Origin of the sequence: Nocardioides flavescens (genome assembly GCF_009823805.1) — a bacterium.
Lineage (GTDB): Bacteria > Actinomycetota > Actinomycetes > Propionibacteriales > Nocardioidaceae > Nocardioides > Nocardioides flavescens.
Genome location: NZ_WUEK01000020.1, coordinates 20162 through 36010, shown reverse-complemented (window position 1 = coordinate 36010; position 15849 = coordinate 20162). Strand labels below are relative to the sequence as shown.

Below are 15849 nucleotides of genomic sequence, written 5' to 3'. Positions count from 1 at the left end.
GACCCGCTGCTGGTCGGTCACCGGCGGCACCGTCGCGAGCAGTCGCGGCGAGCCCACGACCACCTCCGCCGCCTCGACGACGGCGCGCACGGCGGGGGACGCCGAGGCCCAACCGTCGGCGGCGAGACCGACGACCACGAGGTAGCGGGGCTCCGAGAGGTCGACCACGGGCGGTGACGCTATCGTGACCGCGCAGCTCCGAGGTGCCCCGACGGCGTCAGCCCGACGGGAGAATCTGGGAAGCCGGTGGGAGTCCGGCACAGGCCCGCTGCGGTGACCGGGAGCGCGTGCCGGAAGTCCGAAGACCGGCCTCGGGGCGGATGTCCACGGCACACGAGCGGGAGCCTCACATGCCAGCGATCTACCCCTTCTCCGCCGTCGTCGACCCTGGCGACATGTCCCTCGCCCTGGTGCTCACGAGCATCTCGCCCGAGATCGGCGGCGTGCTCGTGCGCGGCGAGAAGGGCACCGCCAAGTCGACGATCGTCCGCGGCCTCGCCGCCGTGCTGCCGCCGCTCGCCCCCGACGAGCCGGTGCGGCTCGTCGAGCTGCCGGTCGGCGCCACCGAGGACCGCGTGCTCGGCTCGCTGCACCTGGAGAAGGTGCTGGCGCACGGCCAGGCGGAGTACGAGCCCGGCCTGCTGGTCAAGGCCCACCGCGGGATCCTCTACGTCGACGAGGTCAACCTCCTGCACGACCACCTCGTCGACGTGCTGCTCGACGCGGCCGCGATGGGCCGGGTCACCGTCGAGCGCGACGGCGTCTCGGTGACCCGCGACGCGCGGTTCGTCCTCGTCGGCACCATGAACCCCGAGGAGGGCGAGCTGCGCCCGCAGCTGCTCGACCGGTTCGGCCTCACCGTCGAGGTCGCCGCGCCCCGCGACCCGGCCATGCGGGTCGAGGTCGTGCGCCGGCGCATGGGCTTCGACGCCGACCCGGCCGGCTTCGCCGCGGCGTACGCCGGCAGCGAGGAGGCGCTCACCGCGCGCATCACCGCCGCCCAGGCCGCCGTCGGCTCCGTCGAGCTCGGCGACGCGATGCTGCTCAAGGTCGCCGAGGTGTGCGCGGCCTTCGACGTCGACGGCCTGCGCGCCGACATCGTCACCGCCCGCACCGCCGTTGCCCACGCCGCCTGGCACGGCCGCACCACCGTCACGCTCGAGGACGTCCGGGTCGCCGCCCGCCTCGCGCTCCCCCACCGGCGCCGGCGCAACCCGTTCGACGCCCCCGGGCTCGACGAGGCGCTCCTCGACGAGGTGCTGGGCGACGACGAGCCGGAGCCGGACCCGGGCGGTGGTGGCGGGAAGGACGAAGCAGGGGTTGAGCAGACCGCCGGCCAGCAGGCGGAAGGCGACGACCCGGTGGTTGAGGAGGTTGCGCAGCAACCGTTTCGAAACCACTCGGGTGGGAGCACCGAGTCGACCGACAGTGGTTTCGAGACAGGCGCTAGCGCGCCTTCCTCAACCAACGGCAGCGACAGTGGTTTCGAGACAGGCGCTAGCGCGCCTTCCTCAACCAGCGGTGGTCAAGCTCTGACCTCGGAGCAGACCAGCACCGCGAGCGCCGGGACGCCGTACCGCGCCCGGCTCTTCACCGTGACGGGGACGGGCACGGGAGAGGCGGGTCGGCGCAGCCGGGCGGTGACGGCGACGGGGCGCCGGGTGGGGTCGCGACCGGGCACCCAGGGTGCGCTCGACCTGGTCGAGACCGTCCGCGCGGCGGCGCCGCACCAGGTGACGCGCGGACGCGTCGACGGCCGGCTGCACCTGCAGACCGCCGACCTGCGGGTCGCCGTGCGGGAGGGCCGCGAGTCCAACCTGGTGCTGTTCTGCGTCGACGCTTCGGGGTCGATGGCGGCGCGCAAGCGGATGGAGCAGGTCAAGACCGCGATCCTGAGCCTGCTGATGGACGCCTACCAGCGCCGCGACAAGGTCGGACTGGTGACGTTCCGCGCCGACCGGGCCGACCTCGCCCTGCCGCCGACCCACTCGGTCGACGCCGCGGCGCGGCGGCTCCAGGAGCTGCCCGCCGGCGGCCGCACACCGCTCGCCGAGGGGCTGCTGGAGGCATCGCGCGTGCTCGAGCTCGAGCGGGTCCGCGACCCGCGGCGGCGCCCCCTGCTCGTGGTCGTGACCGACGGCCGCGCGACCGCCGGGGCCGACCCCGTGGTCCGCTCCCGTCAGGCCGCGGCGCTCCTCGCCCACGCCGGGATCGCCAGCGTGCTCGTCGACTGCGAGGCGGGGCCGTTCCGGCTCGGTCTCGGCGCCGTGCTGGCCGAGCACCTGGGGGCCGAGCACGTGCCGGTCGGCCAGGTCGACGCCACCGCCCTGGCCGGTGCCGTGCGCACCCGGGTCGCCTGATGCCGCAGGGTCGGGTCGAGGTCGTCCCCGACGACGGGCTCACGACCGCGCAGCGGCGCCACCTGCCGCTCCTGATGGTCCACACCGGCGACGGCAAGGGGAAGTCCACCGCGGCGTTCGGTCTCGCCATCCGTGCCTGGAACCAGGGGTGGGACGTCGGGGTCTTCCAGTTCGTGAAGTCGGCCAAGTGGCGCATCGGCGAGCAGACCGTCCTCGAGCGCCTCGGCGAGCTGCACCGCGAGACCGGCGAGGGCGGGCCCGTCGAGTGGCACAAGATGGGCGCCGGCTGGTCGTGGACCCGCAAGGCCGGCGAGGCCGAGGACCACGCCCGCGACGCCGCCGAGGGCTGGGCCGAGGTCAAGCGCCGGATCGCCGAGGAGCGCCACGACCTCTACGTCCTCGACGAGTTCACCTACCTCGTGGAGTGGGGCTGGGTCGACGTCGACGACGTCGTCGAGACGCTCTCGGCGCGCCCCGGACGGCAGTACGTCGTGGTGACCGGCCGGCGCGCCCACCCGCGGCTCGTCGAGGTCGCCGACCTGGTCACCGAGATGACCAAGGTCAAGCACCAGATGGACCGCGGCCAGAAGGGCCAGCGGGGCATCGAGTGGTGACCGCCCTCCCCGCGCCCCTGCCTCGGATCGTCGTCGCCGCCCCCTCCACGGGGTCGGGGAAGACGACGGTCACCACGGGGATCATCGCCACGCTGACCCGCCGCGGGCTGGAGGTGTCGGGCCACAAGGTCGGCCCCGACTACATCGACCCCGGCTACCACGCGCTCGCCTCCGGTCGCCCGGGCCGCAACCTCGATCCCCACCTGTGCGGCCCCGACGCGATGGTCCCGTTGCTCCTGCACGGCGCACGATCGCCACGACCGGCCGACGTCGCCGTCGTCGAAGGCGTCATGGGCCTCTTCGACGGCAAGGTCGGCACCGACGGCTTCTCCTCCACCGCCCACGTCGCCGCCCTCACCCGCACCCCGGTCGTGCTCGTCGTCGACGTCTCGCGCGCCTCCCGCTCCCTGGGCGCGGTGGTGCACGGCATGGCGACGTACGACGACTCGGTCGACGTCGTGGGTGTCGTCCTCAACCAGGTCTCCTCTCCTCGCATGGTCGACGAGGTGCGCCGCGCCATGCGGCTGCCGGTGCTCGGCGCGCTCCCCCGCGACGCCGACGTCAGTGCTCCCTCGCGCCACCTCGGCCTCGTCCCCGCCGCCGAGCGCGGCCTGGCCACCGACGCCCTCGACCGGCTCGCCCAGCAGGTCGAGGCCCACCTCGACCTCGACGCACTGCTCGACGTCGCCCGCTCCGCCCCCGCGCTGGGCGGCGAGCCGTGGGACCCCGCCGCAGCCCTCGGCGCTCCGCCCCAGAGCGGGAGGCCGGTCGTGGCGGTCGCCGGTGGACGGGCCTTCACGTTCCGCTACGCCGAGACCGAGGAGCTGCTGCGGGCGGCCGGGTGCGAGCCGGTGGCCTTCGACCCGCTGACCGACGCCGAGCTGCCGCCGGGCACCCGCGGGATCTACCTGGGAGGCGGGTTCCCCGAGGTGCACGCGGCCGAGCTCACGCTCAACGCCCCGCTGCGCCGCGAGCTCGCGCAGGCGGTGGCCGACGGGGTGCCGACCGTCGCCGAGTGCGCCGGCCTGCTCTACCTCGCCGAGACGCTCGACGACAGCCCGATGGTCGGTGCGGTCGGCGCCCGCGCGGCGATGCACGAACGGCTCACGCTGCGCTACCCCGAGGCCGTCGCGCCGACCGACACCCTGCTCACCCGCGCCGGCGAGCGCGTCACGGGCCACGAGTTCCACCGCACCCGCACCGACCCCGGTCACGGCGCCACCCCCGCCTGGCACATCGACGGCAGCCCCGAGGGGTTCGCCGGCCCGACGCTGCACGCGTCGTACCTCCACACCCACTGGGCCGGCCACCCGCAGCTCGCCGCGAGGTTCGCCGAGGCCGTCCACGCCCATGGCTGACGAGCACGACGGCCAGCAGGACGGCCTGCACCACCACGGCGACGTCGAGGCCACGCCCGGGCTCCTCGACCTGGCCGTCAACGTCTTCCCCGGGCCCCGGCCCACCTGGCTCGACGACGCGCTTCGCGCGAGCCTCGACGACATCGGCCGCTACCCCGACCCGACCTCGGCGGAGGCCGCGCTCGCGGCGTACCACCACCGCGAGCCCGCCGACTGCGTGGCCACCGCCGGTGCGGCCGAGGCCTTCACGCTGCTGGCGCGACGGCCGTGGCGCCGGCCGGTCGTCGTGCACCCCCAGTTCACCGAGCCCCACGCGGCGCTGCTCGCGGCCGGTCACGACGTCGGCACGGCAATCGCGACCGCGCCGTTCGCCCTGCCTGCGGTGCCCGACGACGCCGACCTCGTCGTGCTCGGCAACCCCACCAACCCGACGGGCGTGCTGCACCCCGCCTCCGCCGTGCGTGCGCTCGTCCGACCGGGTCGCACCGTCGTCGTCGACGAGGCCTTCATGGACGCCGTGCCCGGCGAGCCGGAGTCGCTGGCCGACCACGCCCAGCCCGGGCTGGTCGTCGTGCGCAGCCTGACCAAGCAGTGGTCCATCCCCGGCGTCCGAGCCGGCTACCTCCTGGGCCACCCCGACGACGTGGCGCCGCTGCGCGCCGCCCGCACGCCGTGGTCGGTGTCGACCGCTGCCGCCGCCGCGATGAGCGCCTGCGCCACCGAGGTCGCCCGCGACGAGTCCGTACGCCGCGCCGGTCTGCTCGCCGCCTGGCGCCTCCACCTCGAGGCCGGCCTGCGCCACCTCGACGTGCACCACGTGCCGTCCGCGACCGCGTTCGTGCTCGCCCGCCCCGGCCTGGGCGTGCACAGCCGGCTGCGCGAGGCAGGGGTCGCCGTGCGCCGGTGCGACACGTTCCCCGGCCTCGACGGCTCCTGGGTGCGGCTGGCGGTGCGCCCGCCCGAGGTCACGGACCGGGTGCTCGCGCTGCTCGACGCCGTCCTAGGAGACTGCCCGTCCGCCTGACCGCTCCACGTCGGCCGCGAGGAGACCGGGCCAGGTGGCGAGGTCGGCCGGGGTCCGTGCAACGGAGGTCCGCACCTGCGGCAGGGCCCTCTCCAGCGTCTCCGCCGTGCTGAGCGGATGGGCGGGGTCCTCCGTCCACGCCAGCACCGTCACCGGCAGGTCGAGCGCGCCGAGGAGGCCGGGCTCGGGCAGGTCGCTGAGGGCGGCGCCGCGCATCAACGAGGGCATCAGGTGCTCCGCGACCTCGGGCAGGGTCTCGGGCGTCTCGCGCACCGCGGGTGGCCGTGGGGCGAGCCGACCGGCCTCGACGAAGGCCGCCATCCCCTCGCGCTCGACGAGGTCGGCCGCAGCGGCGTACTCGCCGGCCTTGGCCCGACGGGTCTCCCACGCCGTCGGCGGGACCACCAGGGTGAGCCCGCTGAACCGGGCCGGGTCGACGAGCGCGGCGTGCAGCAGCGTGGCGGCGCCCATCGACGGACCGACGCCGTGCACCTGCTCGCCGGGGAAGAACGCGTCGAGCAGCGCCAGGAGGTCCTGCGCGAGCCGCGGCCACCGGTAGTCGGTGGGCTCGGCCCGCCCGGTCGAGCGCCCGTGACCGCGGGCGTCGTAGCGCAGCAACCGGGTGCCGCTGAGCCCGCGCCCGAGGTCGAGGTCGAGCAGGCGGTCACGGTGGCGGCTGGAGGTGAGTCCGTGGAGCTGGACGACGGGGTGTCCCCCCTCGTCGCTGAGCTCGACGTCGAGCTCGGCCCCGGGCACGGAGATCGTCGGCACGTCGGCTCCTCGATGGCGGGTCGAGCGCCTAGTTTAGGCCTCATGCGGCTGACCAACGTCGCCCACCTGCGGCTGCCGTTCGGCCGGCTGTGGGGCTACGACGTCGAGACCACCGGCCAGGGCGCGCCGCTCCCCGTCTCCTTCGACCAGCGCCGCCACGTGGGCGAGGGCCAGCGGCCCGGCTCGTGGATGGCGATCTCGCTGCGCCTCGGCGAGCCCGTCGCCCACGCGGACCTCGCCGCCGCGTGGCTGGCCGTCGTACGCCGCCACGGCACGCTGCGCACCGTGTTCAGCGAGGGTGACGACGGCGAGCCGGTGCTGCACGAGGTGGCCGTGCGCCACGGCCGCTGGGTCGAGCACCCGATCGCCCCGGGGCAGTCGGTCAACGATGCGCTGCGCGCCGTCCTCGACGCCACCTGCGCGCCGTACGAGCGGCCCGCCCACCGCCTCTGCGTGCTCGACACCGCGTCGGGGCCCACGGTCGTGGTGGCCGCCGACCACGCCCACACCGACCTGTGGTCGATGCTGGTCGTCGCGCGCGACCTGCTGACGGCCCTCGCCGCCGTGGCACGCGACGAGTCGGCCGACGCCGCCCTCGCCGTGCGCCCCGCGCCCGCCTTCGCCGAGCACACCCGGCTCCTGGCGGAGCGCCCCCGAGCGCCCGAGCCGGTCCGCGAGCGCTGGGCCGAGGTGCTCGCGGCGTGCGGTGACGTGATGCCGCGGTTCCCCCTGCCGCTCGGTGTCGGCGGGAGCGTCGGGCCGGAGCTGCCGCACGAGCGGGTGGAGGTGCGCGACGTCCTCGACGTCGACGACAGCGCTGCGTTCTCCGCGCAGGCCCGGGCCGACGGGGTCTCGACGCTGGCGCTCGTCGTGGCCGCCATGACCGCGGTGACGCGGACGGTGGCGGGCCGACCGTTGCGAGCGGTCTTCCCCGTGCACAGCAGGTACGACGAGACGTGGCACGACTCGGTGGGCTGGTTCGTGACGAACTCGGTGCTCGAGTGCGACGACCCGACCCCTGCGGGCGCAGCGGCTGCGGTGAAGGAGGCGATCGCACTCGGGTCGTGGCCGCTGGAGGACGTGCTGGCCCCGTGGGGCGGGATGCCGATGACGCCCGGCATGTTCGCCATCTCGTGGCTCGACCTGCGGCGGCTGCCCGTGCGGCTCGACACCGTCGGACTCGAGGCTCAGTACGTCAGCGCCGCGATCCTGACCGACGGGGTGATGCTCTGGTTCGTGCTCGACGAGTCCGGGCTGCACCTGCGGTGCCGCTACCCCGACACCGAGCCAGCCCGAGAGCACGTGGGCGCGTGGCTCGACGCCGTCGTGGCGGAGCTGCAATCTCGGGCCCGGGCATCGGTCGGTGGCCGCCTGCAGCTGGGTGACCCGGGCGACCTGGGTGACCTGGGTGACCTGGGTGACCGGGTCTACCGGGTGCGCCGCGCGAAGAGGTCGGAGGCGGGTGCGATCGCCGCGCTGCTCGCCGACGACGATCTCGGGCACCTCCGCGAGGGCTCCGACGTCGCCCGCTACGAGGCGGCGTTCGACGCCGTCGCCCGTGACCCCGCGCAGTACCTCGCGGTGGTCCACGACGAGCACGAGCGCGTCGTGGCCACGATGCAGCTGACGGTGATCCCCGGCCTCTCCCGCAGCGGCACCACCCGGCTGCAGGTCGAGGGGTTGCGTGTCGCCACGAGGGAGCGCGGCGGCGGCCTCGGCACGGCCATGCTCGCGTGGGCCCACGCCCACGGCCGGGCGCGCGGCGCGACGCTCTCCCAGGTGACCACCGATGCCGCACGGGGCCGGGCGCAGGCGTTCTACGACCGGCTCGGCTACGAGCGCAGTCACGTCGGCCTCAAGCGCCCGCTCTGACCGCGTCCGGCGCCCTGGTCGATCCGCCACCCGCGTGGGGGGCAGACGGACCCGCCGGGATGCACTAGGTTGAGCGCGCAGCCCCGAGGAAGCCGGTGAGAGTCCGGCACAGTCGCGCTACTGTGACACCGCCTCCAGACCAGGTCGTCGACCTGCGAGCCGAGCGGTGGAGTCAGACCCGACGGGCAGCACACCCCATTCGAGCAGGGACGCTGAATCCCTGAGGAGGATCCATGTCGCAGCACGTCGTCGCCCCGACCCCCGAGGTCGCGGTCCCCACCATCCCGGTCCGCGAGCTCGCCCCCTGGGCGCTGTTCTTCGGGCTCATCGGACTCATCGTCATCTTCTTCGTGAGCGCCGACCAGGGCGCGGTCTCGGTCTTCTCCGGGACGGCGGTCCACGAGTGGGTCCACGACGGACGCCACCTGCTCGGCTACCCCTGCCACTGACGGCCGGGGGAAGGACGAGATGAGTCCCCGCTCCTTCCTCGTCCGCGGACTGCTCGTCGGCCTCCTGGCCGGCATCGCCGCCTTCCTGGTCGCCCACCAGGTCGGTGAGCCGAACGTCGAGCGCGCCATCGCGCTCGAGAGCACCGGCTCCGCGGACGGGCACACCCACGCCGAGGACACCCCGGCCCACACGCACGGCTCCGAGTCCGAGAGCGGAGGCGGCACCGAGATCAGCCGTGGCACCCAGCGCACCTGGGGCCTGCTGACCGGCACCCTCGCGATCGGTGTCGCCAGCGGCGGCATCCTGGCCCTGCTGGCCGCCGGTCTCGTCGGCCGCCTCGGCCGCCTGTCTCCGGCCGGGTCCACCGCGGTGGTCGCCGCCGTCGGGTTCGTGGCCTACGCCGTGGTGCCGTTCCTGAAGTACCCGCCCAACCCGCCCGCCGTCGGCAGCGGCGAGACCATCGGGCAGCGCACGGCCTACTACTTCGTCTTCGTGCTGGTCTCGATCGTGAGCGCGGCCCTGGCGGTCGCGCTCGCCCAGCGCACCTGGCGCGCGCTGGGCCCGGTGCAGGCCGTGGTCCTCGGCGTGACGGCGTACGTCGCGGTCGTGGCGGCCACGGCGGCGCTGATGCCGACCGTGGACGAGGTCGGCGACTTCCCGGCGAGCCTGCTGTGGTCGTTCCGCACCTCCTCGCTGCTCACCCTCACCACCCTGTGGGCCGTGCTGTGCGGCGGTCTGGCGCTCGCGGTCGGACGGCTGCACGAGCAGACCCGTGCCGTCGCCGCCCGCCGCGAGCTGGCGCGAAGTCTGTGAGCAGCCCTGTGACCCCCGAGGACCACGCCTCCACCGGACAGGCGTCGACGGCCGCATCCCCCCTGCGCGCCCCTGACGCCGGCGCTCGGCGAGCCGCTGCAGAGCGGCTCGCCGGGCTGGCCACGCCGTCCGGTGCGCTCGGTCGTCTCGGTGAGACGGCAGTGTGGGTCGCGGCCTGCCAGGGCGCGGTGCCGCCGCGGCCCGTCGAGCGGGTGCGGCTGACGATCTTCGCCGGCGATCACGGGGTCGCCCGGCACGGCGTCAGCGCCTACCCGCCCGAGGTGACCGGCGCGATGGTCGCCGTCTTCGAGTCCGGTCGCGCCGGGGTCAGCGCGCTCGCCGCCGCCCACGACGTGCACGTGCGCGTGGTCGACGTGGCGGTCGACTCCCCCGCCGCCGGGCCGTGGAAGGTCCGTCGCGGCTCGGGCGCGATCCACCTCGAGGACGCCCTGTCCCCCGCCGAGACCGCGCGCGCCCTCGCCGTCGGCGAGGCCGTGGCGCGCGAGGAGATCGCGGCCGGCGCCGACCTGATGGTCAGCGGCGACATGGGCATCGGCAACACCACCCCCGCGGCGGCCCTCGTGGCCGCCGGGCTGGGGCTGCCGGCGACCGAGGTCGTCGGGCGCGGCACCGGGGTCGACGACGCCGGTCTCGCCCGCAAGCTCGAGGTTCTCGAGACCGCGCTGCGGCGCGCCGGCGACCGGGTCGCCGACCCCGTCAAGACCCTGACCGCGCTGGGGTCCGCCGACCTGGCCGCGTCGACGGCGTACGTCCTGACCGCGGCACGCGCCGGCGTGCCCGTGCTGCTCGACGGTCTGATGGCCGTCGCCTGCGCCCTGACCGCCGACCGCATCGAGCCCGGCGTCGCCGCCTGGTGCGCGGCGGGTCACCGCTCGACCGAGCCTGCCCAGTCGCTCGCGCTGGACAAGATGGGCCTCGAGCCGTTGCTCGACCTCGGCCTGCGCCTCGGCGAGGGCAGCGGCGCCGTCGCCGCGGTGCCGCTCGTGCGCAGCGCCGTCGCGCTGCTGCGCGACGTGGCGCTGCTCGCGGAGGTGCTCCCGGGTGAGAGCGGCGCGTGACGGCTGGCGGCTCGCCACCGGCACCCTGACCGTCGTCCGGGTCGGCGCACCCGCCACCGTCGACGCCGGCTGCGCCCGCTGGGCGATGCTGCTGGCCCCGGTCGCGGTGCTGCCGCTGGGCCTGGCCGTGGCGCTGGTCGTCTGGCTCGGCTCGCTCGTCCCGCTGCCGCCGCTCGCCGTCGCGGGGGTCGCGATCGGGGTGCTCAGCCTCGGCAGTCGCGCCCTGCACTGGGACGGCCTGTCCGACACGTTCGACGGACTCACGGCCTCCTACGACCCCGACCGCTCGCTCGCGGTGATGAAGACGGGCACGTCCGGCCCCGCCGGGTCCGTGGGCGTCGCGCTCGTCGCGCTGGTGCAGGCCGCCGCTTTTTCGGCGTACGTCGACACGTGGGCGAGCGCCCTGCTCGCCGGCGCACTCGTCTGCCTCTCGCGCTGCGCGCTGTGGATCGTCTGCTGCACGCTGGTGCCGCCCGCCCGCGGCGACGGCCTGGGCGTGCTCCACACCCGCACCGTGCCGGTGCCGGTCGCTGTCGTCGGTGGGCTGCTGCTCTCGGTCACCGGCGGGCTCGTGGTGGTCGCGCTGGTGCGGCGGACGGTCCGGCGGTTCGGCGGCGTCACCGGTGACGTCATGGGCGCCTGCATCGAGCTCGCCCTCGCCACCACCCTGCTCACCTGGGCGTGGGTGTGAGCGGTCCGCGGAATCCCAGCATCTGCTGGTACTGCCAACGTTCTGGGGTGTTGCAACACCCCAGAACGTTGGTGATCCCAGCAGATGCTGGGATTCCTGCACCCTCAGAGCCGCAGGACGCGGCCGGCGACGACCAGGTGCACCTCGTCGCAGACGGCGGCGAAGCGCTGGTTGACCGTGCCGAGCAGGTCGCGGAAGAGGCGACCCGAGCGGTGCTCGGGCACGACGCCGAGGCCGACCTCGTTGGTCACCAGGACGACGTCGCGGCCGAGGGCGTCGACGGCCGCGGCGACCTGTGCCTCGACGAGCGCGAGCACCTCGCCGGACGGCGCGTCCCACGCGCCCGCCTCGTCGACGACCGCCGTCAGCCAGGTGCCGAGGCAGTCGACGAGCACCGGCCGGTCGGTCGCCAGCGCGGCCGCGAGGTCGTGGGTCTCGACCGTCTCCCAGGCCGGGGGGCGTCGCAGCCGGTGCGCGGCGATGCGCGCGGCCCAGTCGGCGTCGTCGTACGACGGCCCGGGGGCGACGTAGCGCACCGGCGCCGCCGCCTCGAGCAGCCCCTCCGCGTGGCTCGACTTGCCCGAGCGCACCCCTCCGGTCACCAGGATCCGCACTGAACGCCCTCTCGCTCGTCGTCGGGTACGCCGCCGACCGGGTGCTCGCCGACCCGCAGCGCTGGCACCCGGTGGCCGGGTTCGGACGCGCCGCCAGTGCCCTTGAGCGGCACACGTACGCCGACAGCCGCAGCCCCGGCGTCGTCCACGTGGCGCTGCTCGTCGCAGCGTCGGCCGCGCTCGGCACCCGGGTGCCCGTGGCGCTGGCGACCTGGGCGGTGCTGGGCGGCACCACGCTCGACCGGGAGGCGGCCGAGGTCGAGCGGCTGCTCGCCGCGGGCGACCTCGAGGCGGCCCGCACGCAGGTCGCGCGCCTCGTCGGGCGCGACACGAGCGTGCTCGACGCCCACGGCGTGGCCCGGGCGGCGCTGGAGTCGGTCGCCGAGAACACCTCCGACGCGGTCGTCGCGCCCCTCGTGTGGGGCGCCCTGCTCAGCGCTCCCGGGCTGCTCGCCTACCGCGCCGCCAACACCCTCGACGCGATGGTCGGTCACCGCAGTCCGCGCTACGCGCGGTTCGGCTGGGCCGCGGCCCGCCTCGACGACGTGCTCAACCTGCCCGGCGCGCGGCTGACCGCAGCCCTGGCCGTCGCGCTCGGCCCGGACCCGCGGGGCGCGGTGCGCGCCTGGCGCCGCGACGCCCGCCACCACCCGAGCCCCAACGCCGGACCCGTCGAGGCGGCGTTCGCGGGTGCGCTGGGCGTGCGGCTGGGCGGGATCAACGTCTACGCCGGGCGCGCCGAGGACCGCCACGAGCTCGGTGACGGCCGCGCGCCTACCCACGAGGACCTCGCCCGGGCGCGGCGGCTGGCGAGCCGGATCGGCTGGGCGTCGGTGCTGGTGTGCGCGCTGGGGTCGAGGGGAGCCTCCGCAGCCACGCGAGCGCTCCGTCGACGTCACTGACCTGCTCGACGCCCGCGGGGGCCGGCGGTCGGCGGACCACCACGACCGGCACGCCGAGCTCGGCGGCCGCGGCCAGCTTGGGCTGGGTCAGCGCGCCACCGGAGTCCTTGGTGACGACCGCGTCGACGCGGTGCTCACGCATCAGGGCGAGCTCGCCGTCGAGCGTGTAGGGCCCGCGGCTGCGCAGCAGTGTCCACCCCGGTGGCACCTCGGTCGGCTCGACGACCCGGGCGACGGCGTACGGCAGGGCGAGGAAGGCACCGAGCGACTGGCGCCCGACGGTGAGGAAGGGCCGCTCCGCCGAGGCCACCGCCGCGGCCGCCTCCGCGTGCGAGTCGACCCAGGTGAAGTCACCGCTCCACCCCGGCCGCTGCAGCCGCAGCAGCACCGGGCAGGCCTCGGCGGCGTGGGCCGAGATGGTCGCCGCGAACGGGTGGGTCGCGTCCACCACCGCGTCGTACGCCACCGCCGCGCGGCGCAGTCCCTCGACGCCACCGAACCCGCCGATCCGCACCTCCCCCACCGGCAGCGCAGGGTCGGAGACCCGGCCCGCGAGGGAGGAGGTCACCTCGTGGCCCTCGGCGACGAGCGCCGCGGCCAGCGCGCGGGCCTCCCCGGTCCCGCCGAGCACCAGGACCTTCACCGGCCCTCCTCGGCGAGCGCGAGCAGGGCGTCGACGTCGAGGTGCTCCTCGACCAGGTCGCCCAGCAGCTCGAGCCGGCGCTCGCGCGCCGCGGGGAACGACGCGCGCGAGGTGATGCCCAGCGCCTGCTGGAGGTACGCCGCGCGGTGGGCGTCGTCCTCCAGCGCGCCGTGCACCATCGTGCCGACGACCGGGCCGCGGGCGAGCTCGCCGGTGACCCGGCCGTGGTGGATCTCGTAGCCCGCCGGCTCGTGCGTGCGCAGCACCTTGTCGGCGGTGAAGGTCGTCGTCAGGTCGAGCAGCCCCAGCCCGGGCACCGTCTGCGGCGGCCCCTCGACGCCGTCGGGGTCGGCGACCTCGCGGCCCAGCGCCTGGCAGCCACCGCAGATGCCGAGCACCGGGCGCCCGGCCGCGGCGTGGTCGAGCACGGCCCGGTCGAGCCCGCGCTCGCGCAGCCACGCGAGGTCGGAGATCGTCGCGCGGGTGCCGGGCAGCACCACGAGGTCGGCGTCGGCGAGACCGCGCGGCGAGCTCGCGAACACCACGTCGAGGTCCGGCTCGAGTCCGAGCGCGTCGACGTCGGTGAAGTTCGAGATGCGGGGGAACCTCACGACCGCGACCCGAGCGCGGCCCCCGGCCCCGTCCGCCCGGCGGCCCTCGAGGTCGAGCGCGTCCTCGCTGTCGAGCCACACGTCGGGCCGCCACGGCAGCACACCGTAGAACGGCCGCCCGGTCCGCGCGGCCAGATCGTCGAGCCCCGGCTGCAGCAGCACCCGCTCGCCGCGGAACTTGTTGACCACCCACCCCGCGACGAGCCGCCGGTCGCTCTCGTCGAGCAGCATCAGCGTGCCGTAGAACGCCGCGAACACCCCGCCGCGGTCGATGTCGCCCACCACGACCGTCGGCAGTCCGGCGTGCTGGGCGAGGCCGAGGTTGACGTAGTCGCTCGCGCGCAGGTTGATCTCGGCCGGGCTGCCCGCACCCTCGGCGACGACGAGGTCGAAGCGCGCCGCGAGGTCGTCGTACGCCGCGAACGCCGCCTCGGCGAGGTGCCGCCGCCCGGTCTCCCAGTCGGTCGAGGAGACGCTCCCGCCCGGTCGCCCCATCACGACCACGTGGCTGCGGCGGTCGCTGCCGGGCTTGAGCAGCACGGGGTTCATCGAGACCTCGGGCTCGACCTGCGCGGCCAGCGCCTGCACCCACTGGGCCCGCCCCATCTCGAGCCGGTCGCGGGTGACCATGGAGTTGTTGGACATGTTCTGCGCCTTGAACGGCGCGACCCGCACCCCGCGCCGCGCCAGCGCTCGGCAGAGCCCGGTCGTGACCACCGACTTGCCGGCGTCGGAAGTCGTGCCGGCGACCAGGAGGCCGCTCACCCGAGCCCCCAGGTGTGCAGCACCCGGCAGTCGTCGTTGGCCCAGCGCTGCAGCTGCACCTCGGTGGCGCGGCTCGCGACCGGCAGCACGACCTCCGCGGCCAGCGAGGCGAGGGAGGCGCCGGTGTCGACGTGGTCGAGGGTGAGGTGGGGACGCGGCTCGAACTCCCCGGCGTACGGCGGCGTCTCGGGGAACGCCGCCGCCAGGGCCGCGGTCAGCCGCTCGAACGGCGCCGCGGGCTCCGGCACGAGCATCAAGAGCCCGCGCGAGGTCTGCTCCGCGCGCGTGAGCGCGAAGTCGAACGCCGGCTCGGCGGCCACCACACCCCCGACCCGGTCGAGGTCGGCGGGGCCGGGGTCGGGCAGCCACGGCCCCAGCAGGGTCACGTGGGCGTGGCCGAAGCCGTCGTCCGCGCTGACGAACGACGCGTCGTAGCGCTCGGTCCGCTCGCGTACCACAGCGTCCAGCTCGGGCACCGCGATCGCGATGACCGTGTGACCCCCGGTGCGGATCACCGGACCGGCCCCGGGGCGCGCAGCAGGAACAGGTCCATCACCCAGCCCGCCTCGGCGCGGACCTCTTCGCGCAGGGCGGCGGGGTCGAGGTCGCCCACCCGGCCCGCGGCGAGCCGCTCGGAGGGCGCGCCGAGGTTGGCACCCCACCAGATCGACCAGTCGTCGAGCCCGGCGAGCGGCGCACCGGAGGTCAGCATCACGACGAGGTTGCGCTGGCCCGCCTCCACGTCGGCGCTCAGCCGTCGCTCGGTGGTGACGTGGACGGGCGCGCCCACCTCGTGCAGCACGATGCCGTGGCGCGCGGCGAGCAGCTGCGGCGCCGAGACGCCGGCAACCACCTCGACCGGCAGGCCCAGCCCGGACACGACGCGGATGGTCGAGTCGTAGAGCGCCGGGTCGCCCCACACCAGGAACGCCGGGTCGCCCTCGCGCGCGGCGATCTCAGCCCCCCACGCCGCCGCGCGCGCGGCGTGCCACTCGCGCACCGCCGCGCCGTAGTCGGCCGGGTCGTCACGGTCGCGCTCGGGGTCGCGCACCTCGACCACTGGCAGCCCGTGGGCGGCCGCCACCTCCCGGCGTACGGCGAGCAGCGGGTCGTCCTCGCGCTTGACCGCCGCGACGACGTACGCCGAGGCCCGCAGCGCGGCCGCCGCCTCCGGTGTCACGTGCTGCGGCCCCATGCCGATGCCGACGACGCGCACCGTGGGTGGCTGACGTGGTCTCGAGACAGGCGCCAGCGCGCCTTCCTCAACCACCGGGGTCGTGCC

General features: G+C 75.7%; 15 protein-coding genes, 1 pseudogene and 1 riboswitch. Of the genes and pseudogenes, 10 read left to right on the top strand and 6 right to left on the bottom strand.

All coding sequences use genetic code 11. The features are described from left to right. The first annotated feature begins 184 nt into the window (after positions 1-184). A riboswitch (cobalamin riboswitch) is annotated at positions 185-328 on the top strand. Positions 329-350: 22 nt separating this feature from the next. Genes GRQ65_RS21920 through cobC form a run of 4 tightly spaced genes read left to right on the top strand, consistent with a single transcriptional unit; the run spans position 351 to position 5356 of the window. Then, positions 351-2360: a magnesium chelatase subunit D family protein gene (locus tag GRQ65_RS21920; RefSeq protein ID WP_160880151.1), complete on the top strand. Its 2010-nt coding sequence runs from the start codon at positions 351-353 to the stop codon at positions 2358-2360. Continuing rightward, on the top strand, positions 2360-2974 hold the full coding sequence (gene cobO / locus GRQ65_RS21915; protein WP_160880150.1) for a cob(I)yrinic acid a,c-diamide adenosyltransferase: 615 nt from the start codon (positions 2360-2362) through the stop codon (positions 2972-2974). The genes GRQ65_RS21920 and cobO overlap by 1 nt, the downstream gene beginning before the upstream one ends. Then, on the top strand, positions 2971-4332 hold the full coding sequence (locus tag GRQ65_RS23165; protein WP_337191950.1) for a cobyrinic acid a,c-diamide synthase CobB: 1362 nt from the start codon (positions 2971-2973) through the stop codon (positions 4330-4332). The genes cobO and GRQ65_RS23165 overlap by 4 nt, the downstream gene beginning before the upstream one ends. Continuing rightward, positions 4325-5356 carry an Rv2231c family histidinol phosphate aminotransferase CobC gene (gene cobC, locus GRQ65_RS23160; protein ID WP_237448704.1) on the top strand — a complete coding sequence of 344 codons (1032 nt, stop codon included), beginning with the start codon at positions 4325-4327 and terminating at the stop codon, positions 5354-5356. The genes GRQ65_RS23165 and cobC overlap by 8 nt, the downstream gene beginning before the upstream one ends. Here cobC and GRQ65_RS21905 read toward each other — a convergent pair. Then, entirely contained in the window at positions 5333-6127 is a 795-nt protein-coding gene (locus tag GRQ65_RS21905; protein ID WP_160880149.1) for an alpha/beta fold hydrolase, read from the bottom strand. The two genes, cobC and GRQ65_RS21905, sit on opposite strands and share 24 nt — an antisense overlap. A gap of 42 nt (positions 6128-6169) precedes the next feature. Here GRQ65_RS21905 and GRQ65_RS21900 point away from each other — a divergent pair, with 42 nt between their 5' ends. From GRQ65_RS21900 to GRQ65_RS21880, 5 genes are all read left to right on the top strand, one after another. Continuing rightward, positions 6170-7999, top strand: a complete 1830-nt coding sequence (locus GRQ65_RS21900) for a GNAT family N-acetyltransferase (RefSeq protein WP_160880148.1) — start codon at positions 6170-6172, stop codon at positions 7997-7999. Between the two features lie 233 nt (positions 8000-8232). After that, complete coding sequence (locus tag GRQ65_RS21895) at positions 8233-8448, top strand: CbtB domain-containing protein (protein WP_160880147.1); 216 nt, start codon at positions 8233-8235, stop codon at positions 8446-8448. Between the two features lie 19 nt (positions 8449-8467). Then, a complete protein-coding gene (locus GRQ65_RS21890) occupies positions 8468-9262 on the top strand; it encodes a CbtA family protein (protein ID WP_160880146.1) in 795 nt (264 codons plus the stop codon). Then, a complete protein-coding gene (gene cobT / locus GRQ65_RS21885; RefSeq protein WP_337191949.1) occupies positions 9259-10341 on the top strand; it encodes a nicotinate-nucleotide--dimethylbenzimidazole phosphoribosyltransferase in 1083 nt (360 codons plus the stop codon). Before GRQ65_RS21890 ends, cobT begins: the two co-directional genes overlap by 4 nt. Then, positions 10325-11032 carry an adenosylcobinamide-GDP ribazoletransferase gene (locus GRQ65_RS21880; RefSeq protein ID WP_160880145.1) on the top strand — a complete coding sequence of 236 codons (708 nt, stop codon included), beginning with the start codon at positions 10325-10327 and terminating at the stop codon, positions 11030-11032. The genes cobT and GRQ65_RS21880 overlap by 17 nt, the downstream gene beginning before the upstream one ends. A gap of 104 nt (positions 11033-11136) precedes the next feature. On the opposite strand, the gene GRQ65_RS21875 is transcribed toward GRQ65_RS21880, so the two are convergent. Then, positions 11137-11646, bottom strand: a complete 510-nt coding sequence (locus GRQ65_RS21875) for a bifunctional adenosylcobinamide kinase/adenosylcobinamide-phosphate guanylyltransferase (protein ID WP_160880144.1) — start codon at positions 11644-11646, stop codon at positions 11137-11139. A 41-nt stretch (positions 11647-11687) separates the two neighbouring features. Here GRQ65_RS21875 and cbiB point away from each other — a divergent pair. Beyond that, positions 11688-12461: pseudogene (cbiB, locus tag GRQ65_RS21870) on the top strand (adenosylcobinamide-phosphate synthase CbiB); the annotation flags it as partial. Here the strand turns inward: cbiB and GRQ65_RS21865 are convergent. Genes GRQ65_RS21865 through GRQ65_RS21850 form a run of 4 tightly spaced genes read right to left on the bottom strand, consistent with a single transcriptional unit; the run spans position 12421 to position 15783 of the window. Further along, on the bottom strand, positions 12421-13191 hold the full coding sequence (locus GRQ65_RS21865) for a cobalt-precorrin-6A reductase (protein WP_160880143.1): 771 nt from the start codon (positions 13189-13191) through the stop codon (positions 12421-12423). The pseudogene cbiB and the gene GRQ65_RS21865 sit on opposite strands and share 41 nt — an antisense overlap. Continuing rightward, entirely contained in the window at positions 13188-14567 is a 1380-nt protein-coding gene (locus GRQ65_RS21860; protein ID WP_160880142.1) for a cobyric acid synthase, read from the bottom strand. The genes GRQ65_RS21865 and GRQ65_RS21860 overlap by 4 nt, the downstream gene beginning before the upstream one ends. Next, entirely contained in the window at positions 14564-15082 is a 519-nt protein-coding gene (locus GRQ65_RS21855) for a 2'-5' RNA ligase family protein (protein WP_337191948.1), read from the bottom strand. Before GRQ65_RS21855 ends, GRQ65_RS21860 begins: the two co-directional genes overlap by 4 nt. Beyond that, positions 15079-15783 (bottom strand): SAM-dependent methyltransferase, encoded by a 705-nt coding sequence (locus tag GRQ65_RS21850; RefSeq protein WP_337191947.1) that lies wholly within the window; start codon positions 15781-15783, stop codon positions 15079-15081. Before GRQ65_RS21850 ends, GRQ65_RS21855 begins: the two co-directional genes overlap by 4 nt. Between the last annotated feature and the right edge of the window lie 66 nt (positions 15784-15849).

Excerpts from the sequence above, each read along its gene's own strand:
- cobC (WP_237448704.1), top strand. The coding sequence starts at position 4,325 with ATGGCTGACGAGCACGACGGCCAGCAGGACGGCCTGCACCACCACGGC.
- cobO (WP_160880150.1), top strand. The coding sequence starts at position 2,360 with ATGCCGCAGGGTCGGGTCGAGGTCGTCCCCGACGACGGGCTCACGACC.
- GRQ65_RS21890 (WP_160880146.1), top strand. The coding sequence starts at position 8,468 with ATGAGTCCCCGCTCCTTCCTCGTCCGCGGACTGCTCGTCGGCCTCCTG.
- GRQ65_RS21920 (WP_160880151.1), top strand. The coding sequence starts at position 351 with ATGCCAGCGATCTACCCCTTCTCCGCCGTCGTCGACCCTGGCGACATG.
- GRQ65_RS21895 (WP_160880147.1), top strand. The coding sequence starts at position 8,233 with ATGTCGCAGCACGTCGTCGCCCCGACCCCCGAGGTCGCGGTCCCCACC.
- GRQ65_RS21900 (WP_160880148.1), top strand. The coding sequence starts at position 6,170 with ATGCGGCTGACCAACGTCGCCCACCTGCGGCTGCCGTTCGGCCGGCTG.